This window comes from Hymenobacter frigidus (assembly GCF_014640435.1).
GTDB classification, from domain to species: Bacteria; Bacteroidota; Bacteroidia; order Cytophagales; family Hymenobacteraceae; genus Hymenobacter; species Hymenobacter frigidus.
Genome location: NZ_BMGY01000027.1, coordinates 39,826 through 65,471, shown reverse-complemented (window position 1 = coordinate 65,471; position 25,646 = coordinate 39,826). Strand labels below are relative to the sequence as shown.

12 protein-coding genes are annotated in these 25,646 nt (G+C 61.5%); 10 read left to right on the top strand and 2 right to left on the bottom strand.

Annotation, left to right across the window (positions count from 1 at the left end; genetic code table 11):
- Positions 1 to 298: 298 nt before the first annotated feature.
- From IEW17_RS14055 to IEW17_RS14030, 6 genes are all read left to right on the top strand, one after another.
- Positions 299 to 2,476, top strand: coding sequence for a LysM peptidoglycan-binding domain-containing protein (locus IEW17_RS14055; protein WP_188562686.1), 2,178 nt, complete (start codon positions 299 to 301; stop codon positions 2,474 to 2,476).
- A 221-nt stretch (positions 2,477 to 2,697) separates the two neighbouring features.
- A complete protein-coding gene (locus IEW17_RS14050) occupies positions 2,698 to 4,968 on the top strand; it encodes an NADP-dependent malic enzyme (RefSeq protein WP_188562685.1) in 2,271 nt (756 codons plus the stop codon).
- A 276-nt stretch (positions 4,969 to 5,244) separates the two neighbouring features.
- The gene (ruvA, locus tag IEW17_RS14045) at positions 5,245 to 5,850 is read left to right on the top strand and encodes a Holliday junction branch migration protein RuvA (RefSeq protein WP_188562684.1); all 606 of its coding nucleotides are present in this window, start codon (positions 5,245 to 5,247) and stop codon (positions 5,848 to 5,850) included.
- Positions 5,851 to 5,972: 122 nt separating this feature from the next.
- Positions 5,973 to 13,550 (top strand): T9SS outer membrane translocon Sov/SprA, encoded by a 7,578-nt coding sequence (gene sov / locus IEW17_RS14040; RefSeq protein WP_229749005.1) that lies wholly within the window; start codon positions 5,973 to 5,975, stop codon positions 13,548 to 13,550.
- Positions 13,551 to 13,703: 153 nt separating this feature from the next.
- Entirely contained in the window at positions 13,704 to 14,084 is a 381-nt protein-coding gene (gcvH, locus tag IEW17_RS14035) for a glycine cleavage system protein GcvH (RefSeq protein WP_188562683.1), read from the top strand.
- A gap of 64 nt (positions 14,085 to 14,148) precedes the next feature.
- Positions 14,149 to 15,903, top strand: a complete 1,755-nt coding sequence (locus IEW17_RS14030) for a VanZ family protein (RefSeq protein ID WP_188562682.1) — start codon at positions 14,149 to 14,151, stop codon at positions 15,901 to 15,903.
- Between the two features lie 66 nt (positions 15,904 to 15,969).
- On the opposite strand, the gene IEW17_RS14025 is transcribed toward IEW17_RS14030, so the two are convergent.
- Both IEW17_RS14025 and IEW17_RS14020 read right to left on the bottom strand, forming a co-directional pair.
- A complete protein-coding gene (locus IEW17_RS14025; protein ID WP_188562681.1) occupies positions 15,970 to 16,506 on the bottom strand; it encodes a hypothetical protein in 537 nt (178 codons plus the stop codon).
- A gap of 328 nt (positions 16,507 to 16,834) precedes the next feature.
- On the bottom strand, positions 16,835 to 17,734 hold the full coding sequence (locus IEW17_RS14020) for a YicC/YloC family endoribonuclease (protein WP_188562680.1): 900 nt from the start codon (positions 17,732 to 17,734) through the stop codon (positions 16,835 to 16,837).
- Positions 17,735 to 18,053: 319 nt separating this feature from the next.
- Between IEW17_RS14020 and IEW17_RS14015 the strand changes: the two genes are divergently transcribed.
- From IEW17_RS14015 to IEW17_RS14000, 4 genes are all read left to right on the top strand, one after another.
- Positions 18,054 to 20,903, top strand: a complete 2,850-nt coding sequence (locus tag IEW17_RS14015) for a TonB-dependent receptor (protein ID WP_188562679.1) — start codon at positions 18,054 to 18,056, stop codon at positions 20,901 to 20,903.
- Between the two features lie 130 nt (positions 20,904 to 21,033).
- Entirely contained in the window at positions 21,034 to 22,761 is a 1,728-nt protein-coding gene (locus IEW17_RS14010) for a T9SS type A sorting domain-containing protein (RefSeq protein WP_188562678.1), read from the top strand.
- 175 nt (positions 22,762 to 22,936) lie between these two features.
- Positions 22,937 to 24,130 carry a glycosyltransferase gene (locus IEW17_RS14005; RefSeq protein WP_229749006.1) on the top strand — a complete coding sequence of 398 codons (1,194 nt, stop codon included), beginning with the start codon at positions 22,937 to 22,939 and terminating at the stop codon, positions 24,128 to 24,130.
- Between the two features lie 61 nt (positions 24,131 to 24,191).
- Positions 24,192 to 25,472, top strand: coding sequence for a lipopolysaccharide biosynthesis protein (locus IEW17_RS14000; protein ID WP_188562676.1), 1,281 nt, complete (start codon positions 24,192 to 24,194; stop codon positions 25,470 to 25,472).
- Positions 25,473 to 25,646 lie beyond the last annotated feature (174 nt).

Here is a 25,646-nt window from a genome sequence, read left to right as displayed (position 1 = left end):
TCAAGCTGATTTTAGCTCAAAACTCACCCTCACCCCTTAATTTTTAACACAGTTCATGTAAAGGGAATTTTCCAACGAATCTGAGCAAGACGGTTCCTTCGCCTTTATCCTCAAAATTATAACCCGCCACCACATCGCCGCACTTGCAAACCGTGGAGCGGCCCGCGTACCAAGCCACGGACTTGCTTCGTTGCTAAAAAATAATTTAGCGCTGAACAGCGCTTGCGCTCATCCACTTCGTCAAAAAACGAAAGGTATCACCTACACAAGTTGTTTACCTCTGCCCTATCTTAGTGCTATGAAGCAAGGGATTAAGCAAGTGAAAACTTCCCGTCGGGGCCAGCTGTGGCTGGTTCTGGCGCTGCCTTGGCTGCTGATGCAGACGACCGAAGGCAAAGCCCAACAGGTAATGTCATCCGATACCGTGGGCCGCCCCAAAGCCGCCCTGCCGGCCCTGCTGGGCGACACCGTGCGGGTGCGGCTCGAATTGCAGCCCGATTCCTTGGTGGCCGTGCCTGTGCCGGCCGTCGACTCGGCGCGCCTGGAGTGGCTGCGGACCCCGCCCACCATCCGCGATTTGGTGTGCGACCGGGTGGGCTGCTTTGAAACCGACGTGCCGCATACGTTCAACAATTCGGTGATGGCCTACGTGACGTTGTTCACGGCCCGCAACCGCAGCTATTTGCAGCGCGTGCTGGAGCGCGAGAATTTCTACTTCCCCATCTTCGAAAAATACCTGGCCAAATACAACCTGCCTACCGACCTGAAATATTTGGCGGTGGTAGAGTCGGCCTTGATTCCAACGGCTAAATCACCAGTGGGCGCTACCGGCCTCTGGCAGTTTATGGGTCCCACCGCCGGCGACCTGCGCCTGCAGCGCGATGAGTGGATTGACGAGCGCATGGCTCCCGAAAAAGCCACTGAGGCCGCCTGCAAGCACTTACGCTACCTCTACGGCATCTTTCACGACTGGGAGCTGGTGCTGGCGGCCTACAACTGGGGCGCGGGCAGCGTGCAGCGGATGATACGCCGCACGGGCAAAAAGACGTTCTGGGACCTGTACCCGCACATGCCGGCCGAGACGCGCAACTACGTGCCCACGTTTACGGCCATCATGTACAGCATGAAGTACGCCGAGGCCCACGGCCTGCGCACGCCCAGCCTGCGCTACCAGTACGCCGAGCCCATGGATACCCTAAACGTGCGCGGCTACGCCTTCGACCTGCGCCGCCTGAGCCGCGCTTGCGGCTACGAAGATTCATTATACCTCACCCGCTTCAACCCCGAGCTGCGGCGGGCGGCGCTGCCGGCCGGCTATCGGCCCTACGTGGTGCGGTTTCCGGCGGCCGCCGCCGTGCATCTGGGTGATGTAGACAGGACCACCTTGCTGGAATATTGCCAGCCCACCGCGGCTTTGCCGCAGGCCCTGGCCACGCTGCCGCCCCGCCTGGAGGGCGTGGAGCCGTGGGTGAGCCAATCGGTACTGGCCGCTACTGAAGGCCCCCGCGCCAGGGAAGAATCTGCCGCTCCACGTTTCCGGCGAGTGCCGCACAAGGTGAAGCGGGGCGAAACGCTGGCTAGTTTGGCCGAACGGTTCGAGGTGAGCCCGGCCCAGCTGCGCCGCTGGAACGAGCTGCCCAAAGGCCGGCCCCTCAAGCCTGGTCGCGAGTTGGTCGTGTTTGTGCCGCTGCCGGCCGCCGCGCCGCGTCGCGCTCCCGTGGCAGTGGCGACGGAGGTTTTGCCGATGATTGCAGCGGCTCCGCGTCCGGTTGTTTCGACGGAGGAAGTAGCCGCCCGCCGTGAGCAGGCGGCGGCTAACGCCCGTGAGGTAACCCGCCTCCAGGATATTGTGCGGCAGGAGAAGCTGCAGGAAGCCCGGTTGGTTGGCATGCGGCAGCGCCAGGCTATTCAGCAAGCGGTGGCCGAGGGCCAGGCTCGTACCGCTGCTCGCCGCTTGGTACAGGTGCAGGCCGCCGTAGTTACCGAGGCCCGGCGCAGCGAGGCCAAAGCCACCGCCGCCGCGGAGCCGGCTGAGGAAACGCCCGAGGCCGTTGCCACTGCCCCCGAAAGCAATGCGGCAACCTACACCGTGCGCAAAGGCGACTACCTCACCAAGCTGGCCCGCGAGCACAACCTGACGGTAGCGCAACTGATGAGTTGGAACGGGCTGGAAGCCGAAACCGTGACGCCCGGCCAGCGGCTGGTGCTGCGCGCTCCGGCCACCAGCGATGCCGGCCCGGCATCGCCTCGGCGGCAGCCGAAAAGCCCGGTCTCTAAAGCCACGGCGGCGGTCCCCGCTCGCTCCGCGCCGGAGCGTAAGGCCTTGCTGCCGCAGGTGCACAGGGTGCAGCGCGGCGATACGCTGTTTAATATCTCGCAACGCTTCGGCGTGACGGTGCAGGTGCTGCGTGAGCTCAACCACCTTACTTCCGATGACGTGAAGCTGGGCCAGAAGCTGCTGGTGCCGCAGGGCTAAGGCAAGGCTGCTACCGGGTCCGAGCAAGTAGCACGAGCCTAAATCGACTGCACTTTTGAGGAAATAACCTGCGTTATTAGTTTGCCAAAAAGCCCCGTGCCACTTCGGTATGGGGCTTTTTGGTGCCAAAATCAGCCCAGTTCATTACTTTCGGCGGAAATAGCCGGACCTTGCGGACCCAAGGCCACCCGCGCCGCGCCGTTTCCCTGCTTCGAATTCCTATGCTCAAAATCAACAAACAGGACGCCCTAAACTACCATTCACAAGAGCCCGCTGGTAAGCTGGAAGTGGTGCCCACCAAGCCCATGAGCACCCAGCTCGACCTCGCGCTGGCTTACTCGCCGGGCGTGGCCGAGCCCTGCAAAGCCATTGCCGCCAACCCCGACGACGTGTATAAATACACCGCCAAGGGCAACCTGGTGGCCGTTATTAGCAACGGGACGGCGGTGCTGGGGCTGGGCAACATCGGGCCCGCGGCCAGCAAGCCGGTGATGGAAGGCAAGGGCGTGCTGTTTAAGAAATTCGCGGGCATCGACTGCTTTGACATTGAGATTGATGCCACCGACCCGGACGAGTTTATCCGGATTGTGAAGGCGCTGGAGCCCACGTTTGGCGGCATCAACCTGGAGGACATCAAGGCCCCGGAGTGCTTCCGCATCGAAACCGAGCTGCGGGAGAAGATGAACATCCCGCTGATGCACGACGACCAGCACGGCACGGCCATCATCACATCGGCCGCGCTGCTGAACGCGCTGGAAGTGGTGGGTAAGAAAATCGGTGAAATTAAGCTGGTGGTGAGCGGAGCGGGCGCGGCGGCCGTATCGTGCCTGCGCCTGTACCTGGCTCTGGGCCTGACCCGCGAAAACGTGGTAGTCTTTGACAAAGACGGCATTATCAATGCTCAGCGCACCAGCCTGGACCCCATTCAGATGCAGTTTGCCACCGGCCGCGCCGTGACCACGCTGGAGGAAGCCATGAAGGGCGCCGACGTGTTCCTGGGCCTGTCGGCGGCCAACGTGCTGCCCGCCGGGCTGCTGCTGCTCATGGCCGATAACCCCATCGTATTCGCCCTGGCCAACCCCGACCCGGAGGTGAGCTATCAGCTGGCCATGGCCACCCGCGACGACATTATCATGGCTACGGGCCGGTCGGACCACCCCAACCAAGTGAACAACGTACTGGGCTTCCCCTACATTTTCCGGGGGGCGTTGGATGTGCGCGCCACCGAAATTAACGAAGCCATGAAGCTGGCCGCCGTGCACGCCCTGGCCCAGCTGAGCAAGGAGCCCGTGCCCGAAATGGTGAACAAGGCCTACGGCGATAATACGTTGACTTTTGGCCGCACTTACCTCATTCCCAAGCCGCTGGACCCGCGCCTGATTACCACCATCAGTCCGGCGGTGGCCAAAGCGGCGATGGAAAGCGGCGTAGCCCGCCTGCCCATCGAGGACTGGGCGGCCTACGAGGACCAGCTGCGGGCCCGCCTCGGCGTGAACCAGAAGCTGATGAACCGCATCACCTCCGCGGCGCGGGCCAACCCCAAGCGCGTGGTATTTGCCGAAGCCGACACCTACAAGATTCTCAAAGCGGCCCAGATTCTGCACGACGAGGGCATTTGCACGCCGATTTTGCTGGGGCCGCAGGAGAAAATCGAAGCCCTGGCCCGCGAAAACAGCCTCGACCTGGAAGGCTGTGAAATCATCAATATTCTCAAGCAGGATGCCAAGCGCGACGAGTACGCGGCCCTGCTTTACGAGAAGCGCCAGCGCCGCGGCATGACGATTTACGAGGGCCGCCGCCTGATGCGCGAGCGCAACTACTACGCCGCCATGATGGTGGAAACCGGCGAAGCCGATGCCTGCATTACGGGCCTCACCAAGGACTACGGCAAGAGCATTATCCCTTCACTGCAGGTTATCGGTACGGAAGATGGCGTGAAGCGCGTGTCGTCGATGTACATCATTCAGCACAAAAAGGGCCCGTACTTCTTCGCCGACACCACGGTGAATATCGACCCCACGGCCGAAGAAATGGTGGAAATTATCGGCCTCACGGCCCGCGCCGTGCGCTTCTTCGACGCGGAGCCACGCATGGCCGTCATCAGCTATTCCAACTTTGGCTCGAACCCCGGGCCGCTGCCCGAAAAAACCCGCCGCGCTACCGAGCTGGCCAAAGCCCGCTTCCCCGACCTGCTGATTGACGGGGAGATGCAGGCCAATGTGGCCTTGAGCCCCCGGTTGCTGCAGGAACATTACGGCTTCTCGCCGCTGGCCGAGAAAGGGGCCAACACCCTCATTTTCCCCAACGTGGAGTCGGGCAACATCGCCTACAAAGTGCTCCAGGAAATCGGCGGGGCCGAGGTAATCGGGCCGGTGCTGATGGGCATGCGCAAGCCGGTGCACATTCTGCAGCTGGGCGCTTCGGTACGCGACATCGTGAACATGGCCGCCATCGCGGTAGTGGATGCGCAGCTGGGCAGCAAGGCGCTTTAGCAGCGGCCACAAATCAAAGCACGTCATGCCCATCTGGCGTCCGCGCAGTCGAAGCATCTCTCCCGCATTAGTGACTCATACTACTGGCGCAGTAGAGATGCTTCGACTGCGCTCAGCATGACGTGCTTTTTTACGGCTTATCTACTGATTCACAACTTCTTTATTTTACCCAAAAATTTTGGCCGAAAAGCCAGTAAATTTGGGAGATAAAAAACCGGATGTGGCGTTACACTGCTCCCACTGCAACGCTCTTTTCTTGCCCCCTTGCCCTAGTTTATGATTGCCTATCTCGACGGTAAACTTGCTTATAAAGACGCCACCCTGGCGATAATGGACATGCTGGGGGTGGGCTACGAAGTTCGGATTTCGCTGGCCACCTACTCGAAGCTCCCGGCCGAGGGCGCGGCCACCAAAATCTACACCTATCAGCACATCAAAGAGGACGGGCAGACGCTGTACGGCTTCCTCGACCCCAGCGAGAAGGCGTTGTTTATGCTCCTGATTTCGGTGTCGGGCATTGGGCCGGGCACGGGCATTGTGATGGTGAGCAGCATGAGCGTGGGCGAAATCCGCGAGGCCATCGTGAGCGGCAACGTGCGCGCCATTCAGAGCATCAAGGGCGTGGGGCCGAAAACGGCGGCCCGCGTGATTCTGGACTTGCAGGACAAGCTGCGCAAAGACGAGATGCTGGCCAAGGCCGGCGTGGACACCGTGCCCCTGGCCCGCCAGCACAATACGCGGCGCGCCGAAGCGTTGCAGGCCCTGGTTACCCTGGGCTTTGCGCGGGCCGCCGCCGAGAAGCTGCTGGACCAGATTCAGCACAAACACGGCGGGGAGCTGAGCGTGGAGGAATTGATTAAATTTGCTTTGAAGTCGCACTGAGTCATAGCGTGAATTTTATCAATTTGTGTCGTCGCAAAGACTGCCTCGGTTGACTTGCTGTCTTATTGAAATGCCGAGCCTGACACGGGCCCCTGGTCCGTGCCACTATTCAGTTATCCTGCTTGAAATCCGGTCAGAAGTTTCTCCCCGCGTCGGTTGTTGTGGTTGCGTCGTTGCTGGCGTGGTGGGCTCAGGCCGCACCGGTAGCGGGCGCACGCCTGCCCGGCGCGTGGCTGCGCATGAGCCGCGCCCTGGCCACCGATACCCCCCGGCCCGTGGGCGCGGTGGTGGATACCACCGGCCCTTACAAGGCCAGTCGCCGCCCGCGGGTGCGCGCTCAGGACCGGCCCGGCAGCCCGTTTGGGAATAAGCGCCGCGAGTCGCCGCTGATTCTGCCGCTGCCCAAAAACGTGAAGCTGAACGTGGTCGTGGACGACAGCCTGACCCAGTTTGATGTGCGCGAAAAAGTGGGGGCCGAAATCGACTACCGCGACCCGAGCGTGCTCAGCTACAAGGAGTACGAGGAGTTTCAGCGGCGCGAAGGCATTCGGAACTACTACCGCGACAAGGCCAAGGGCGGCATTACGGGGCCGGCCGCGGCGGCGGGCACGCCCCAGGCCCAGCGCCTGATTCCCAAGATTTACCTCGGACCCATTGCCAACCGCATTTTCGGGGGCAGCTACGTGGATATTCGGCCGGCGGGCTCGGTCACGCTCAAGTTTGGCGGGCGGTTTAATCGCAACGAAAACCCGGCCCTGACCCTGCGCCAGCAGAGCGTGGGCGACTTTTTGTTCGAGCAGAACATCAACGTCAACCTCACCGGGCAGATTGGCACCAAGCTCAAGCTGGTGTTCAACTATGACACTAAGGCCTCGTTCGACTTCGACAACCAGATGAGGTTCGACTACGCCGGCGAGGAAACCGACATCATCCGGAAAGTGGATTTGGGCAACGTGAGCCTGCCGCTCACCAACTCCCTGGTGCAGGGTGGGCAAAACCTGTTCGGCATCAAAACCCAGCTGCAGTTTGGCAAGCTGGGCGTGACGGCCGTGGCCGCCACCGTGCGCGGCACCGCCGACGAGGTACGCATTCAGAACGGGGCCCAGAGCCGGCAATACGAAATCAAGGCCAGCCAGTACGAGCGGGACCGGCACTTTTTCCTGTCGCAGTTTTTTCGCGATAAGTACGACCGGGCGTTGCGCAACCTGCCCACCATCCAGAACGACGGTGTGGCCATTACGCGCCTGGAGGTGTACGTGACCAACGACAACCGTACCACCGAAAACCTGCGGAACGTAGTGACGCTGATGGATATCGGTGAGCCGCTGCGCCTATACCAGGGCAAGTACCGCAACGGTGCCCCCAATTCCCAGACCCCGGCGCAGAACTCTGCCAACCGGCTGTATGGTCTGCTCACGGGCCCTACCGCCCGCGAAAACCGGAGTATTGACGGCCTGCTGCAAAACGAGCAGGGCCTGACCAAGAACGTGGACTTTGAGCGGGTGCGGGCCCGCAAGCTCGACCCGCGCGAGTACACCTACAATGCCCAGCTGGGCTACGTTTCGCTGAACACGGCCCTGCTGCCCGACCAGGTGCTGGGCGTGAGCTTCCAGTACCTGTTCAACGGCCAGACCTACACCGTGGGCGAAACCTCGGACAACTACGGTTCGGTGAGCCCCGAACAGGTGATTTTTTTGAAGATGCTGCGCGCCAGCAACCCCGGCGTGGGCGTGGCCGAGCCGAGTACCAATCCGCAGAACCTTAATCTGCTCACCCGCAACACGCCGACCTGGGATTTGATGATGAAAAACATCTATCCCCTGAACGCCTCGCAGCTGCAGCGCGACAACTTTCAGCTCCAGATTATTTATAAGGACGACGAGACGGGCGTCGACTTGATTTCGCTGAAGGAAGGCGCTAAAATCAACAACCGGCCGCTGATTGAGGTGCTGGGCCTGGACCGCGTGAATCCCAACAACGACCGCAACCCGGACGGCAACTTTGACTATTTCCCCGGCGTGACGATTGACCCGGAATTGGGCAAAATCATTTTTCCGACCGTGCAGCCGTTTGGCTCTTTCCTGCAAAGCCAGCTCGCGGGCGAACCGGATTTGATAGCCAAGTATGTGTACTCGGAGCTGTATGACCAGACTCAGAGCGACGCCCAGCAGCGCCAGGAAAAGGACAAGTTTTTTCTGCGCGGGCGCTTTCAGGGCGGGGCCGGGTCCGACGAAATCAGCTTGCCGGGCATCGGCATTGCGCAGGGCTCGGTGCGGGTGCGCTCGGGCTCGACGCTGCTCACGGAGGGCGTGGACTACCAGGTGTTCTACGACCAGGCCAAGGTAAAAATCCTCAATCCGGCCTACCTCAACTCGGCCAACGAGCTGCGGGTGGAGTTTGAAAAAAACGCCCTGGTGCAGGTGCAGCCCCGCCGGATGGTGGGCGTGCGCCTCGACTACAAGCTGAACAGTGACGTGACCATCGGCGGCACGGCCCTGAGCCTGCTGGAGCGGCAGGCCCCCGGTATCAACCGCGTCAACATTGGCGATGAGCCGGGCAACAACACCATCGTGGGCCTCGACGGCAGCATTCGGAAAGACAGCCGGGTGCTGACCAAGTACCTCGACATGCTGCCCTTCGTCTCGACGAAGGAGATTTCGACCATTGCTTTCAGCGGGGAGTTTGCTAGGCTGCTGCCGGGCCGCTCGCGGCTGGGCAACGGCGAGGACGGCGTGTCGTACATCGACGACTTTGAAAATGCCCGCACGCCCTACACGCTGGGCGGGCTGGCGTCTATTCCGGCCTGGCGGCTGGCCTCCACGCCGCTGCCCATCGGGGGTAGTACGGCCGTGGGCCTGGGCTACAACTACCAGCGCGCTAAGCTGGCCTGGTACACCGTGGACCAGAGCTACTACACCGGCGGCCCCAGCGTGCCGGGCAACATTGGCGCGGCCGACCTGACGAACCACTACACCCGCGGCGTGAAGCGCGACGAGGTATTCCCGAATAAGGACTTGGGCGCGACCGGCAACGGCTACGAATACACCTTCGACATGGCCTACTTCCCGGGCGAGCGGGGGCCGTACAACTACAACCCGAGAATCGACGCGGCGGGCAAGAAATTCACGGGTACCGAGCGGCCCCAGGACAAGTTTGGCGGCATCAGCCGGGCCATCACCTTCGATACCGACTTCGACAACGCCAACATCGAGTACCTGGAATTCTGGATGATGGACCCGTTCATCAAAACCACTACGGACCGAGGTAACGTCTTCGATTCCGACGGCAACAACCAGCCCAACACCACGGGCGGCGACCTCATCATCAACCTCGGCAACGTGAGCGAGGACGCCCTGAAGGACAACAACCAGCACGAGTTTGAGAACGGCCTGCCCGTGCCCGGCACCGACAGCACGGGCCAGACCCGCCGCACGCCGTATGGCCTAGTCACGCGCCAGCAGTTCCTCACCGATGCCTTCAATGCTGCTCCCGGCGCACGCACGGCCCAGGACGTGGGCCTCGACGGCGTGAACAACGACGCCGAGCGGGTACAGGCCGCCCGGTCCAACGGCTATGGTCCCGCCTTCGCGAACCTGCCCGACCCTTCGGCCGATGACTTCCGCCACCACCTCGATGCGAGCTATGGGCAGACCAACGCCAAGATTCTGGGCCGCTACAAGAATTACAACGGCTACGAGGGTAACTCGGCCGAAAACAGCCAACTCAGCTCCACGGCCTTTCCCGATAAGGAGGACCTGAACCGCGACAACGTGGTGCAGGAAGTGGAGCGCTACTACGAGTACCGCCTGCGCCTCGGGGCCACGCCCGGTGCGCTGCAAGTGGGCCAGAACTTCATCATCGATAAGGTGACGAACAAGGACCAGCGCACCAGCGGCGACGAAGTGACGTGGTACCAGTTCCGCATTCCGATTCGGGAAGGCTACCGGCTGCGCGGCACCACCCAGGAGTTCGGCTTCAAGAACATCCGCTTCCTGCGCATGTACATGACCGGCTGGGAGCAGCCCGTGGTGGTGCGCCTGGTGCAGCCGCAGTTCGTGGCCAACCAGTGGCGCCGCTTCCTGCCCAGCATCACCGACCCGCGCCTGGGCACCGTTATCGGCCAGCTGACCGATGCCGACGCCTTTAATATTTCGACGGTGAGCGTGGAGGAAAACGGCCTAGCCGTCGCCTCCGGCACGGGTAAAATCCCCTACGTGTCGCCCCCCGGCATTCTGCGCGACCAGGAATACGGCAGCAGCAGCACCTCGCGCCTGCAAAACGAGCAGAGCCTGCGCCTGTCGGTGACCAACCTGCGCGATGGCTACGCCAAGGCTGCCTACAAGAATATTACCATCAACATGCTGCGCTACAAGCGCCTGCGCCTATTTCTGCACGGTGATAGCGACGACCCCACTACCATGAACGGCGACGTGCAGGCCTTTCTGCGCATCGGCACCGACTATACCCAGAATTACTACCAGTACTCGCTGCCGCTGATTTTGACCCGCGCTGGTGACACCGGCGTGAACCAGGTGTGGCCCGATGCCAATCGGCTCGACGTTTCGTTTCAGGATTTCATTGATGCCAAGGCCGAGCGCAACAAGCGCAGCCCCATCAATTACCTGGTGCCCTACATCAAAACCTTGCCCAGCGGGGCCACCATCACGGTGGTCGGCAACCCCGACTTTTCGGCGGTGCAGGGCGTGATGCTGGGCATTCTCAACCCTGTCACCGACGGTTCGGACCCCAGTACCAGCGCCAAAACCGTGAGCTTGTGGGCCGATGAGCTGCGGGTGTTCGACTTTGAGCAGCAGGCCGGCTACGCCGCCACGGCTCGTCTCAATGTGAAGATGGCCGATATCGCCAATATCACGGCCACCGGCAGCTACACCAGCGTGGGCTTTGGCGGCCTGCAGGACAAGGTGCAGCAGCGCTCGATTGACGACGTGTTCCGCGGCGACCTCAACGCCACCGTGGCCCTGGAGAAGTTCTTGCCCCCGCAGATGAACCTGCGCGTGCCCGTGCTGCTGCAGCTGGGCCACGAAAGCCGCTCGCCCCTCTACGACCCCCTCGACCCCGACACCAAGCTGAAGCAGAGCCTGGAGAAGTTTAAGAATGCGGCCGGCGAAACCGATGTGACGGCCCAAACCGGGTACCGCAACAAGGTTATCGACCAGACCACCAGCCGCAGCATCGCGGTGCTGAACGTGCGCAAGGAGCGCGGCACGCCCAAGCCCGGCGCTCCGCCCCGCACGGCCAAGCCCTGGGACATTGAGAACGTGGCCGTGAGCTATTCCCTCACCGACCGCCTGCACACCGACATCCGCACCGACCGCGACTACACCAAGTCGTACACCGCCGCCGTGGCCTACGTGTACCAGACCACGCCCAAGAACTACACGCCGCTGAGCAAGTTCAAGGCCCTGGACAATCCGTACCTGAAGATTTTCCAGGAGTTGAACTTCACGCCGCTGCCTTCGCGCTTCTCGTTCCGCACCGACATTGACCGGCGCTACAACGAGCGGTTCCTGCAGCGGGTGCGGGAGCCGGGCACCGTGCCCACGCTGGCCGGCCTGCCGGTGGTGCAGAAATCCTTCTACATCAGCCGGATTTACGACTTGAAGTGGGACCTGACCAAAAGCCTGATTTTCGACTACACCGCCACCAACCGTGGCGTGGTGGACGAAGGCCGTGGCCGGACCATCGGCGACAGCCGCGAGGCCCTGGATAACCGCGACCTGCTCCGCAAAAACCTGTTGCAGGGCGGCCGGACTGTCAATTTCAACCAAGTGGCAGCCCTGACCTACCGGCTGCCGCTCGACAAATTTCCACTCACCGACTGGCTGAGTGCCGATACCCGGTACGCGGCCAATTACACCTGGCAGGCTTCGTCGGTGTCGTTGCGGGCTCCGCGCTTCCCGGTGCCCATAGGCAATGAGGCGCGGGATACCCTCACCAACGAAATCAAGCTGGGCAACACCATTCAGAACAACCGGGAAATCAGCGCCAACGGCCGCATCGACCTGGTGAAGCTGTACAACAAGGTGAAGTTTCTCAACATCATTAACAACGCCCCGGCTCCGAATGCCCGGCCCCGCGCCGACCTCACGAACCCCAACCGCATCGGCGAGGAAACTGGTCGCCCGCAAGCCGCTGCCGCCACCGACACCACCCGCGAAAAGAACCGCTTCGTGAAAGCCGTGCTCCGCTCGCTGATGACGGCCCGCTCGCTCAACTTTACCTACATCCGCTCTCAGGGTACGCTGCTACCCGGCTACCTGCCCAAAACCAATATTTTCGGCCTCGACCACGACCTGTCGGCCCCCGGCCTGCCGTTCATTCTGGGTGAGCAGCCCGAGCTGGCCGGCCTCTACAACCGGGCCATCGACAACGGCTGGTACACCAACAGCAGCGAATACCTGAACACGCCGCTGAGCTCGCTGCTCACCCAAACCATCACGCTGCGTACGGCCCTGGAGCCGTTCCGGGGCTTCAACATTCAGGTGGATGCCCGCCAGCAGCTGGCTCGCAACCGGGAAGTTTACTACCGCAACCTGCTCGACAAGGACTCCTTGACAATAACCCCGGACCCGCTCCGGCCGGGCCGCTTCCTGCTGGCCCCGCCGCGGCTGCTGGGCACCGGCTCGTTCCAGACCTCGACCATCACCATTCAAACCCTGTTTGGCGACCTCGGGGCCAACGGCGAAACGTCGCGGGCCTTCGAGCAATTCGTGAAAAACCGCAGCTTCGTGCGCCAGAGCCTGACAGCGGCCAACACCAACCCCAGCAACCCTGGTAACCTCGGCAGCCCTACCCCCAGCGGCCCCAGAGGCAGCTACGGCTTCAACTCGCAGGAAGTGCTGGTGCAGAGCTTCGTCGACGCCTATCACGGCCGGTCGTCGGACGGGTACAAGGCCAAGAAGTTCGACCCGTTTGCCATGCTGCCGCTGCCCAACTGGACCGTCAGCTACAACGGCTTTTCTGACCTGCCCTTGGTGAAGAAGTACTTCTCGTCCTTCACCTTCAACCACGCCTACCTCTCTACCTACAGCGTGGGCAGCTACACCACCGCCACCGACTACGAGCGCGAGCCCGACTTCACCGACCCTGGTGCGCCCTATCTGCTGAGCTCCGCTACCCGGCAGTTTCTGCCTTACTACGTGGTGGGCCAGGTGAGCATTGCCGAGCGCCTTTCGCCGCTCGTCGGCATCAATTTCCAGACTGTGAGCCGGGCCACCGGCCGCCTCGAATACCGCACCGACCGCACCGTGGTGCTGAACACCACTAACGCCCAGGTAACCGAGCTCTACACCCAGGAAATCGTGGTGGGCTTCGGCTATGCCACCAACAGCCTCAAGCTGCCCTTCCGCATCGGCGGCGAGCAGCGCGTGCTCAAGAACAACCTCACCGCCCGCCTCGACCTGAGCATCCGCGACAACATCACCATCCAGCGCAGTATTCTCGATGTGGTGGAGCCCACCAGCCCCACCGACCTTGGCAAAGAAGGCCGCGCCCAGGGTCAGATTACCAACGGCTCGAAAACCTTCCAGCTGCGCCCCACCATCGATTACCTGCTCAATACCCGCCTCAACCTGCAGCTCTACTACAGCCAGACCATCACCACGCCGCGCATCAGCAACGCCTTCCGTAACGCTACGTCCGAAGGTGGCGTGCAGCTCCGCTACAGCCTCACGCAGTAGTAATCATGAGTTAGGAGTGATGAATTATGGGTTAGTAATGGAGAATTATGGAGCGGAGAAGTTTGTCGTTTCTACTTTTGAGGTACCGCCGCAGTTGGTCACCGGTCCAACTCAACTCGTAACTCATCATTCACAACTCATAACTTCTTCAAGATGAACCTGCCCGCCACCCTGCACTACACCAAGGACCATGAATGGATTCGCGTCGAAGGCGACGTGGCCTTTATCGGTATCACCGACCACGCTCAGAAGGAGTTGGGCGACATCGTGTACGTCGACATTGACACCCTCGACAAAGACGTCGCTCAGCACGCCGTGTTTGGCACCGTGGAGGCCGTAAAAACGGTTTCGGACCTGTTCAGCCCCATAACCGGCACCGTGCTGGAAATAAACGACAAGCTGGCCGATGCTCCCGAAACCGTGAATTCGGACCCGTACGGCGACGGCTGGATGGTGAAAATCTCCATCGCCAAGCCCGAGGAGCTGAAAGAGCTGCTGACTGCTGAAGCCTACGGCGAGCTGGTCGGCGCGTAATAATTAACTGGGTGAGGCATAAGCTTCGGCTTGTGCGCCATTCGTCACGCACAAGCCGAAGCTTATGCCTCACCCACTCCGGCCCCGCCGGTCTTACGCTGCCCTGCCTTTGCTGTGGGCGGCCCTGGTGCTGGTGCTCACCCTCACCCCGGCTGCCGATATGCCCATCACGCCCGTTTGGGAGCTGCTGTCTTTCGACACGGCGGCCCATGCGGGCGTGTTTGTCGTTTTGGCGGGGCTGAGCTGGTTTTCGTTGCGCCGCCAAACCCGCTGGCCCCTTTTGGCTCGGTACGCCGGAGCAATTGCTCTATTGGCCAGCATCTTGTTCGGTGGGCTGATTGAGGTGTTGCAGCACACCATGCACCTGGGTCGTCACGGTGATTGGACTGATTTGCTGAGCGACGCCATTGGGGCGGCGCTGGCGGTGGGCGGGGCCACGCTGTGGGCCGCCCGCTACAAGCCGCACCAGTTGCCCGTTGCGTCTTTGTTGCTGCTGGGAATGCTGCTGGCCACGCCCAACGCCCAAGCCCAAGACCTGCCCCGCGCCCGGCGCACCATTGAAAGACTAGCCGCGCCGCAGATGTACGGGCGCGGCTACGTGCAGCAAGGCGAACGTATCGCGGCCAATTATCTGCGCGACCGGCTTAAAGCACTGAAAATTGAGCCGTTGGCCGCGGACTACATACAGCCATTTACGCTGGACGTAAATACGTTTCCGGGGAGCATGTCGCTGGAGCTTAGTCAGAGCCGGGTACCGCAATTTGGACGCCGTAGCCGGCTGCGAGCGGGCCAGGACTTTATTGCAGCACCCAATTCAGGTGGTGGGCAACTGCCCATTGGCCAAGTGTTGTGCTACTTGGATAGTGCGACAGTTGTTACCCCTGACCGGCTGGCGTATTTTCTGCAATTCACTCGCAAAACACCGTGGAGCGTCGTGCTACTTGACCCCTACGTACAGCAGCCGGCACGTCTGCCCGCCCGGCTTCGCAGTCGGCTTGATTCCGCTGCGGCTATCATCAGCGTGGTACCCAAGCTCACCGCTTCGCTGGCTTCCACAGCCGGCTCTGTCATCCGCATCGAAGCGTTGCCGCACCCAATGCTACAGCCGGCAGAACGCAACAAGCCCAGTTTAGCTGCTTCCTCGGCCGGTATGGCGATAGACGCCCAGCTCCAGCGCAACTACCAAACCCAGAACCTCGCAGCTATCATCCGCGGCACGGCGCAGCCCGATTCCTTCCTCGTCGTATCGGCTCACTACGACCACCTGGGCATGATGGGCCGCCGCACTTACTTCCCTGGGGCCAACGACAATGCCAGCGGCGTGGCCTTGCTCCTGGAACTGGCCGCCCACTACGCCCGCCCCGAAAACTGGCCCGCTTTTTCCGTCGTGTTCCTGCTATTCGGGGCCGAGGAAGCTGGTTTGGTCGGTTCGCGCTACTTTGTGGCGCACCCGCTGGTACCGCTCAAAAGCATCAAATTCCTGGTTAACCTTGACCTGCTGGGTACCGGCGAAGAGGGAGCGACCATCGTCAACGGCCGCGTATTTGAAGCGCCCTACCGTCGCCTGCTAGCCCTTAATAACGCCCACCATTACCTGCCCGCCCTGGGGGCCCGTGGCCGCGCCGCCAACTCCGACCACTTTCCCTTTTCTGAAGCGGGCGTGCCGGCCTTCTTTATGTACACCCGCGGCGGCAGCCCGGCTTACCACGACGTAAACGACAAGCCGGCCGCATTGTCGCTGGCCGGTTTTGCGGGAGCCTTTGGGCTGGTGCGCGATTTTCTGGGCGAGCTGGGGGCCGCGCCGGTCGCAAAAAAATAGTCGGTGGCCGAACCTGCGTTCAACCACCGACCACTAAATAATATAATGTTAATTACCTGGTGCTAATTAGCCTTTGGCTTTCAGCGAGAGCATGATTTGCTTGGCAATGGGCTCCCACTCGGGCTTCTGACGGTCGGCGCAGTTGAAGGTGCAAATCATCAGTTTGCCTTCCACGTCGGTGAAGAACACCAGCGTGTAGACTTCGTGGCCCATTTCAGGCTTCATGAATTCGAGGTAGCCCACCTTGCGGTTGTTGATGTTCTTTACGCCATCGCCGAACCAGGTGGCGTCCTTGTACTGCTTGTGGTAAGTCTTGCCAAACGAGGCGGCGTAGATGTCGACCATGTCCTGGTCCGAATCGTTGTCGCTGTAATTGAAGGCGAGGGTGATGAGGTTGTTGTTAGTGAAGATGACGCTGGGGCGGCTCTGGGCTTTGGCGTAGGCAAAGTCCATCTGCTGCTCGCTCATTACTTCAAAGCCCTTGGGAATCAGAATTTCCACCCGCTCGCTGAGCACGCGTTTTTTTATCAGTTCAATTTCGGATGCAGGACGTGCTGCCGTAAGTAACAGTCCCAGGATACAGAGTAAAAATGTAGTTTTCATGCCTAATGGGGATAAAAGGTGGGTAACTAAGTCTTCTTGATGAGCCCAAGTTAGATACAATATTTAGTTTTCCAACTTTCGAACAACAAATATTGCGAATCTTTTTGATACTGCCGAAGAAGCAGTGCTTAATAAGTCAATAAAGTCTTAGTATTCCGCAAGTTGGGAAGATTAAGCTATGAGCATTGACCCAAATATAAAATCGTAGTCAAGCAGTGGCATGCAGATGTTTGATTGCGAATTTTAATCAGATAGTGCAAAATCATGCCAAGAATTCTGAAAAATTAGCAATCCTCCAGTCGCCGGCGAGCGGGTGGTTGGCCGGGTACTAGAGGATATTATTTAATTGTTCTTTTATTTTTTCCAGCTCTTCTTTCATGCCCACCACCAGGTGTTGCACGGTGGCATCGTTGGCCTTGGAGCCGATGGTGTTGATTTCACGGCCGATTTCCTGGGCCAGGAACCCTAGCTTCTTGCCCACGGCCTCATCGGGCTGCAGCACGGCCTGCTGGAAGTAGGCCAGGTGGGCAGCCAGGCGCACCTTCTCCTCGGCGATATCCAGCTTTTCGATATAGTACAGCACTTCCTGCTCGAAGCGGGTGGTATTGAACTGCTCGTGGCCGGTGAGCTCGGCCAGGTGGGCGGTGAGGCGCTGGCGCACGTGCTCGATGCGGGCGGGGTCGTGCTGCTCTACGGCAGCCAGCTGCTGCCGGATGGTGTCCAGGTAGCCCAGGATTTCGGTGGTGAGGGTGCGGCCTTCGTCTTGCCGGAACTGCTGCATGGCCGCCAGCGCCTCGGCCAGCAGCGGCTGTAGTTCTACCCAGGTTACGTCTTCGGCCAGGGGCTCTGCCTCGCGGGCCTCCGAAGCGCTGGGAATAACGCCGGGTAGGCGCAGAGCCGCTAGTAAAGTGTCTTCGCCGGTGGTGAGGCCCAGGCTTTGGGCAATGGCTAGCAGCTCGTGGTAGGCCGCCACGAGGGCTTCCTTGTTAAGCGCCGTGGCGGTGCGGGTGACGACGGGCCGCGCAAAATCCAGGTTCAGGTTGATTTTGCCGCGCAGCAGGGCTTTAGCTACGGTGTTGCGCACTTCCAGCTCGTGGGCCTGCAGGAACCGGGGCAGGCGTAGCGTGAGGTCGAAGGTTTTGGAGTTGACGGACTTTAGCTCGACGGTGGCGGTGTAGCTGTCGGTTTCGCGGTGGGCCTGGCCGTAGCCGGTCATGGATAGAAGCATCGGGGAATCAATTAACGGGTATCAAGAGGCCGGGGAACAGCGCGCCGCGCGGGGCGGTGCCTTGCTCATTGGCACTGTAAAGGAACGGCATTGCCGGGAACCGGGCCCGGAGCCACTGCCAGCAGCTGGGTGGTGGCCTCGAAACCCCATGATTCCGAGGCCACTGGACCAACCCGAATTTTGAAAAAGGCCGCAAAAGTAGTCCCTCCAGTCGGTGTTGGAAACAGGTGGAACGGGCAGTAACAATAACATAATCATCCGGCTATTTTGTCATAATAGAGCCCCGGTACTTTTGTACTGTAAAACCAACTTTCGTTGTATGCGCTTTGCCCTACTAGGATTTTTATTGTTGTGGATGAATATGCTGGCCTTCGGTCAGCAGGGGACACTATCCGGAAAAGTGACGGATAAAAAGACCAGCGAGGGCGTTATCGGCGCTACGGTGCTGGTGACCGGCACCATCCAGGCGGCCCCCGTGAACGTGGACGGCAGCTACACCCTGCCGCTGGAGCCGGGCACCTATGACATCACGATGACCTACGTGGGCTACAAGCCGCTCACCTTCCCGGGCATCGTGGTGAAAAGCGGCGCAACGACCACCCTCAACGGCCTGATGGAGGAAAGCGCTACCAGCCTGACCGAAGTAACCGTGACCGGCGTGAAGCAGACCGGTACCGAAGTGGCCCTGATTCAGGACCTGCGCCGAAGCGAAGTGGTGGTGAGTGGCATGAGCAACGACCAAATCGTGAAAACCCTGGACCGCGACGCCGCCGAAGTGGTGAAGCGCATTCCGGGCGTCACCATCCAAAACAACAACTTCATCGTGATTCGCGGCCTGGCCGAGCGCTACAACACGGTGCTGCTCAACGATGCGCTCACGCCGAGCGCCGAGACGGACACCCGCTCGTTCTCGTTCGACATCCTGCCCAGCTCGGTGATAGACCGGGTGCTGATTTTCAAGTCGGGCTCGCCGGAGCTGCAGGGCGAGTTTGGCGGTGGCATCGTGAAGGTGTACACCAAGAATTCGGTGCTGGAAAACAGCACTTCGCTGAGCGTTTCGGGCTGGGCGCGCAGCACCAATACTTTTAAAGACGGCTTCCTGAGCACCAACCACAGCTCGACCGACCTGCTGGGCTTCGACAACGGGCAGCGTACCATTCCCGGGCTGCTGAGCAACCTGACCCGCGAAACCACCAGCACCACGGCCCCGCAGCTGGCCGATGGCCGCGCTAGCCTGCGCAACGAGTTTCTGCCGCGCTCCATCACCTCGCGGCCCGATATGCGCTTTTCGTTGGGCATCAACCGCAAGTTTGAAATCGGGAAGGTGTACGTGAGCAACGTAACGTCCATTTCGTACTCCAACACCCAGGAGCAGTACACGTCGGAGCGCCAGCGCTACGATTTCTACGACCCTAAATTTCCGGACCTGATGCCCCTGCCCCAGTTTCGCTATCAGGACAATCGTTCGCTGTCGGCGGTGCGGCTGGGCGTGATTCATAACTACCAAGTGCGGCTCAACGACCGCAACCGCCTGGAGTTCCGCAACTTTTTCAACCAGTACGGCACCGACGAGGTAGTGAACCGCCGCGGCCCCAACTACAGCGAAGCACCGGATGGCAACGAGCATAACGACTACAGCCTGCACTACCAGAGCCGCAGCATTTACTCGGGCCAGCTGGGCGGCACCCACGAGGTGGGACCCGCCAACCGCACCACCCTCACCTGGGCGGGCGGCTACAACTACGTGAACCGCAGCGAGCCCGACTACCGCCAAAACCAGCAAACCCGCGCCTACAACCCCAGCAAGCCCGGCGACCTCAACCCGGCCCCTTTCGAGGTACAAGTAAATAGCGTGCCCCAAACCAGTTCGCGCTTCTACGCCACGCTGAACGAGAACACCTACATGGCCAGCGGCCAGGCCGAGCACCGCTTCACGGGCCGCGACACGCTCAGCGCCAACCTCTACAAGCTGCGGGTGGGCTTCTACACCGAGCAGAAGAAGCGCAACTACGACAGCCGGATTTTCAACTACACCCGCGCCCGCAACTTCGACCCCGCCATCGGCAGCCAGCCGCTGGCCACCATTTTCAACTCCGAAAACCTGAACACCACCACGGGTTTCGTGCTGAAAGAAAACACAAACGACTTCGACCGATACACCGGCGAAAACACCCTGGCTGCCGGCTACGTGGGCGGCGTGGCCCCGCTGTCGGACAAGTTTAACCTGACCGGTGGGGTGCGCGTGGAATACAACCGCAAGTCCCTGGATTCGCCGGGCTCAAAGAAGCCCTACGAAGAGAAACGGACGTTCGTGCTGCCGTCGCTCAATGCGACGTATAATTTCGACGAGCGCAACCTGCTGCGGGCCGGCGGCAGCATTTCGGTGAACCGGCCCGAGTTCCGGGAAGTGGCCCGGTACACGTACTACGATTTCAGTAACAACTTCTTCATCACGGGAAATGACTCGTTGCGCACGGCCAAAATCTATAATGCCGACCTGCGCTACGAATTCTACCCCACTCGTTCGGAGATGATTTCGGTGGGGGTGTTCTACAAGCATTTCACCGACGCTATCGAACAGATGACCACCTCGATAACCGGCAGTGATATGTACCTGGGCTTTCAAAATGCCCCCAAAGCCTACGACCTCGGCGTGGAAGTGGAAGCCCGCAAGTCGCTGGTGGGGCTCACCGAAAACCCCTTTCTGGAGCGCATCTCGTTTATCCTGAACGCCTCGCTGATTAAGAGCCGCGTGCAGGTGGACACCGCCGCCCGCGGCAACACAAACTTTGCCCTCACCGACCGGCCTTTGCAAGGGCAGTCGCCCTACGTGGTGAACGCCGGGGTGTTCTATCAGGACGACGCCAACCACTGGCAGGTGTCGGCGCAGTACAACGTCATCGGGCCGCGCATCTCCTTCGTGGGCGACAAGCTCAACAACCCGTCCATCATCGAGCTGCCCCGCCACGTGGTGGACCTGGCCGTGACCAAGGGCATCGGTACGCACTTCGAAGTGCGCGCCGGGGTGCAAAACCTGCTGAACCAGCTGGTGCGCCAGAACTACGACTTTGACCGCAACGGCAAAATCAACGGCATCGAAAACGAAGCCTCGTTCAACCGCTACCGCCGCGGTACCTACTCTACGCTGGGCCTGACCTACCGCTTTTAACGAGCCTTCGTAACAATTTCTTAAACGAAGACAGACAATATGATAACGGCCACCGGGTTCCGGTGGCCGTTCTATTTTCGGACCTTTGCAGCATCAATTTCCGCTGCTCATTTCCACCCCCTTGTCGCATATGAAAAAGATTATACTCCCGGCCCTGCTCGCTCTGGCCAGCCTCGCCGCCCACGCCCAAACGCCTTGCCCGGCCGCCGGTGCCGTTATATCCATCGGCCTCGGCAGCACGGTTACGTCGGGCGTTGAAATCACCTCCAACACGACCTGGACCAGCAACAACATCTACCTGCTCGACGGCTTCGTGTACGTGAACAGCGGTGTGACCCTGACCATCCAGCCGGGCACCATCATCAAGGGTAGCCTGTCCAACAAGGGTGCTCTCATCATTCGGCAGGGCGGCATGCTCATCGCTGATGGCACGCCCACGCAACCCATCGTCTTCACTTCGAACCAGCCCGCCGGTTCGCGGGCTCCCGGCGACTGGGGCGGCCTCATCATCGTGGGCCGGGCCCCGGCCAACCTGCCGGCCGTCACCAACGTGGAAGGCGGCGTGGTTGCCACCTTCGGCGGCCCTTCGGCTAACCAGCCGGCCGATAACTCCGGCATCATCCGTTACGTGCGCATTGAGTACCCCGGCGTGGCCTTCCTGCCCAACAGCGAAATCAACGGATTGACGCTGTGCGGCGTGGGCTCGGGCACCACCATCGACCACGTCCAGGTGACGGGCTCGGGCGACGACTCGTTTGAGTGGTTCGGCGGCACCGTGAATGCCAAGTACCTGATTTCCCTGGCCGGCACCGACGATGACTTCGACACCGACAATGGCTACTCGGGCCGGGTGCAGTACGGCCTCAGCCTGCGCGACCCGCGCCGCGGCGACATCGCCACGGGCGGTGTGTCCAACGGCTTCGAGAGCGACAATGATGCCACCGGCACCAACAACGCCCCGCAGACCTCGGCCGTGTTCGCCAACATGAGCGTGTTTATGCCCACCACGCCGGCCGCCGCCACCCCATTCGCCAACGCCAACGCCGCCCTGATTCGCCGCAATTCGGCTCAGAGCATTTTCAACTCGGTGTTCGCTGGTCGTCCCTTCGGCCTGGAGCTGAACAGCGGTGCGAGTGGCAACACCCAGAGCAACGCCCAGTCGGGTTTGCTGGCTTTCCAAAACAACGTGCTGGCCGGCTACAGCCCCCGCGCGGCCCGCGCCACGGGCGGTGCCCTTGCCGGCTTCAGCATCAACGCCTTTGTGGGGGCCAATAACGACACCACCCGCACCGTGGCCGGCCTGGGCCTGAATGCTGACAACTTCGCTTTCGAAAGCAACTGCCCGGCCAACCGGCAGTGCGCACCTGCGTTCAACCTGCCCGCTGCTTCGCTGCTGAACACCGGCGCGGCCTTCACCAATGCCAAACTGACTGGTGCCGGCAACGGCGGTCCGAACAGCACCTTCGACGTGGTGACCTACCGCGGTGCCTTCGGGGCTACCAACTGGGCTACTGGCTGGGTGAATTTTAACCCCCAGATTACTTGCTACAACGTGGCCGGCCAGACGCTGGCGACCCGCGAAGTGGCTAACGCCCCGCTGCAAGCCCTCTCCGTGTCGCCGAACCCCACCGACGGTGCTGCCGCCACGCTGGGCTTCGACGTGACCCGCGCCACTACCGCCACCGTGCGCGTGGTGGACATGATGGGCCGCCAGGTAGCCACCGTGCTGAACGCCGGTAAGCTGGCCGCCGGCCCGCAGCGCCTGAGCCTGCCCGCTACGCTCGCTCCCGGCGTGTATGTGGCCACGGTAGCCACCGGCGATACCGTGCAATCGGTCCGCTTTGTAGTAACCAAGTAATTCGCTGTTATTGAATAGCTTATCAAATAGAAGTGTTTTTGGTATTGGTTATGAGCCTGCCCCCTGCAAGGGGCAGGCTTTTTTTATGGATTGCGGTCACTCAAGGCCCAAGCGCAGCCAAAGCCGTAATTTGGCAGGAATTCTTCATTTCCTAATCGTCCTTTCTTTCGTGAAAATGCTCCGCGTGCTGATGCTGCCCAAGTGGTACCCGCACCGCTACGACGACCAGGACGGGGACTTTGTGGGCCGGCACGTGGCGGCCATCGCGGCCCACGGCGGTGCGGACGTAGCCGTGCTGTTTGCCGCCGTGGCCCGCGGGCCGCTGCCGGGCCTGATTGAGGCGGAGGAGGATTTCGTCGGGCCCTGGCCCACGTTGCGCTACTACTACCGCGCCGCCCCCACCGGCCTCGCTTTCATCGATAAGCCGCTGAAGCTGCTGCTGTATTTCTGGTGCCTGCGGCGCGGCTACCGGCGGCTGCGGCAGCACTGGGACGGGGCCGCGCCCGATGTGGTGCACGTGCACGTGCTGCTGCGCACGGGCTTGTTTGCGTGGGCGCTGCAAGCCGTGCGCGGCATCCCGTTCATCATCACCGAGCACTGGACGCTGTATTTGCCCCTGCGGGCGGGTGGTATCTCGGGGCTGCGGCGGGTGCTCACGCGGGCCGTGGTGCGGCGGGCGGCGGCGCTGCACACCGTGTCGGGCGGCTTGCGCGATGCCATGGCGGCGCTGGGCTTCGTGAATAAAAATTCCATCGTCATCGCCAACGTAGTGGATACCGCGCTTTTTCGGCCCGCCGTTTTGGCCCCTCTGCCAGCTCACTTTTCGCTGTTGCACGTTTCTGCTTTCAACGACGAGGTGAAGAACCTCTCGGGCGTGATGCGGGTGGTGGCGCGGCTGCGGGCCAGTTGGCCCGGTCTGCGCCTGCGCATTGCCGGCTACGGCCCCGATGAGCAGCCGCTACGCGCCTACGCCGCCCAACTGGGCCTGCTGGCTGATGGCACGGTGGTCTTCCTCGGCAAGCTGGCGCACGCGGCCGTGGCTGCCGAAATGGCCCAAGCTACCGCGCTGGTTTCCTTCAGCCGGGCCGAAACCTTTGGCTGCGTGCTGCTGGAAGCGCGGGCCTGCGGCTGCCCCGTGGTAGCCCCCCGCACCGGCGGCGTACCCGAGCTTTTTCAACCCGAAAACACCTTCGGCCTGCTGGTAACCCCCGACGACGAGCCTGGTCTGGAAGCCGCCCTGACGGCCGTGCTCAGCGGCACTGTCACCTTCGATGCCGCCCGGCTGCGGGCCGATGCCGCCGCCCGCTGCGCCCCGGCGGCCGTGGGCCAGGCATTCGGGGCCGTGTACCGGCAGGTGCTGAAAGGTTGAACGCAAACTTCTCTCCTTGGTGAGGAGGGGAGTTTGCCGTTCTTTGCCGGCAGTTTCTCCCATGATAAAACGCATACTTCAGCATTTCGCGGCGCGGGTCCTCACGGCGGGGTTGGGCTTTGCGGTGGTGTGGCTCACGGCGCGGTACCTGGGGGCGGCGGGGCGCGGGCAGGTCAGCCTGTTTTTCACCGATATGTCGGGGCTGGTGCTGCTCTCGGGGCTGGTGGGGGGCTCGTCGCTGATATATTTGGTGCCGCGGCGCAACGTGTGGCACCTGCTGCCGCCCGCCTATGCCTGGGCCGCGCTGGTGAGTGGGCTGGGCGCGGGCGCAATAGCCTTGCTGCGCCCCGTGAGCCTGGAATACGTGCTGCACCTGGGTGCCGTGGCGCTGGTGCAGGTGCTGCTCTCCATCAACCTGTTTCTGCTGCTGGGGCGTAAGCGCGAGCGCGACTACAACGTGCTCACCACCGTGCAGGCGGCCCTGCTGGCCCTGGCGCTGGGGGTAGCGTTTGCCGGGGTGCAGTGGCTCGATATTCGGGCGTATTACTACGCCAACTACGTGGCGTATGGGCTGCCGTGGCTCATCAGCACCGCGTTGCTGCTGCGTTTGCCCGATGCCCGAAAGTTGCGGCTAAGTGGTGCTAACCGCGCCCGCCGCTACGCCGCCGCCCGCGAGCTGGCCCGCCACAGCCGGGGCGCGCACCTGTCCAACCTGCTCACCTTCGCCAACTACCGCTTCGGCTACTACGCCGTGGCCTACCTGGCCGATGCCCGGGCGCTGGGCATTCTCTCGGTGGGCGTGGCCCTGGCCGAGGCCATTTGGATGATTCCGCGCAGCACGGCGCTCATTCAATACGTGGCCCTGGTGAACGCGGCCGACAAGCGTGAACAGACGTACGCCGCCCTGCGCGGCAGTCGCCTCACGCTGCTGGCCACGGCCGGGGCCGTGCTGGCGCTGGCCGCCGTGCCGGCGGCGTGGTTGGTGGCCATCTTCGGCCCAGAATTCGGAGCGGCGCACAGCGTTATCCTGGCGTTGGCCCCCGGTATTTTTATCAACGGAGTGGGCATGCAGGCCAGCGGGTATTTCAGCGGCACGGCCCGCTACCGGGTGAATAACCAGGCCGCGCTGCTGGGCCTGGCCGTCACGGCTCCGGTGTGCCTGCTGCTGGTGCCGCGTTTGGGCATGGTGGGTGCGGCGCTGGGCATGTCGGCTTCTTACGCAGCTAGTGTGGCGTACCTGGGCTGGCACTACTGTCGCGCCACCGGGGCTACCTGGGCCGACTTGCTGCCCGGCCCGGCCGATGTGCGCTGGGCTTTTGGAAAATTGAGAATTAAGAATTGATAGAAGACTTACGCACTCCTTCCCACCGATTATCTCTCGCAGTGTCTCGCAGTGTTCAAATTTGCTCGATAATGCGAGACACTGCGGTTTTAACACTGCGAGACACTGCGTGAAAGGTCATTCAACTACTTTGCGCAAGTCCTGTGATAATTAAAAAGAAGAAGGGCGCTTTGC

Bases quoted from the DNA above. Each gene is read 5' to 3' on its own strand.
- IEW17_RS14055 (WP_188562686.1), top strand. From the start codon at position 299: ATGAAGCAAGGGATTAAGCAAGTGAAAACTTCCCGTCGGGGCCAGCTG.
- IEW17_RS14015 (WP_188562679.1), top strand. From the start codon at position 18,054: ATGCGCTTTGCCCTACTAGGATTTTTATTGTTGTGGATGAATATGCTG.
- gcvH (WP_188562683.1), top strand. From the start codon at position 13,704: ATGAACCTGCCCGCCACCCTGCACTACACCAAGGACCATGAATGGATT.
- IEW17_RS14005 (WP_229749006.1), top strand. From the start codon at position 22,937: ATGCTCCGCGTGCTGATGCTGCCCAAGTGGTACCCGCACCGCTACGAC.
- ruvA (WP_188562684.1), top strand. From the start codon at position 5,245: ATGATTGCCTATCTCGACGGTAAACTTGCTTATAAAGACGCCACCCTG.
- IEW17_RS14050 (WP_188562685.1), top strand. From the start codon at position 2,698: ATGCTCAAAATCAACAAACAGGACGCCCTAAACTACCATTCACAAGAG.
- IEW17_RS14030 (WP_188562682.1), top strand. From the start codon at position 14,149: ATGCCTCACCCACTCCGGCCCCGCCGGTCTTACGCTGCCCTGCCTTTG.
- IEW17_RS14010 (WP_188562678.1), top strand. From the start codon at position 21,034: ATGAAAAAGATTATACTCCCGGCCCTGCTCGCTCTGGCCAGCCTCGCC.
- IEW17_RS14000 (WP_188562676.1), top strand. From the start codon at position 24,192: ATGATAAAACGCATACTTCAGCATTTCGCGGCGCGGGTCCTCACGGCG.
- IEW17_RS14025 (WP_188562681.1), bottom strand. From the start codon at position 16,506: ATGAAAACTACATTTTTACTCTGTATCCTGGGACTGTTACTTACGGCA.
- IEW17_RS14020 (WP_188562680.1), bottom strand. From the start codon at position 17,734: ATGCTTCTATCCATGACCGGCTACGGCCAGGCCCACCGCGAAACCGAC.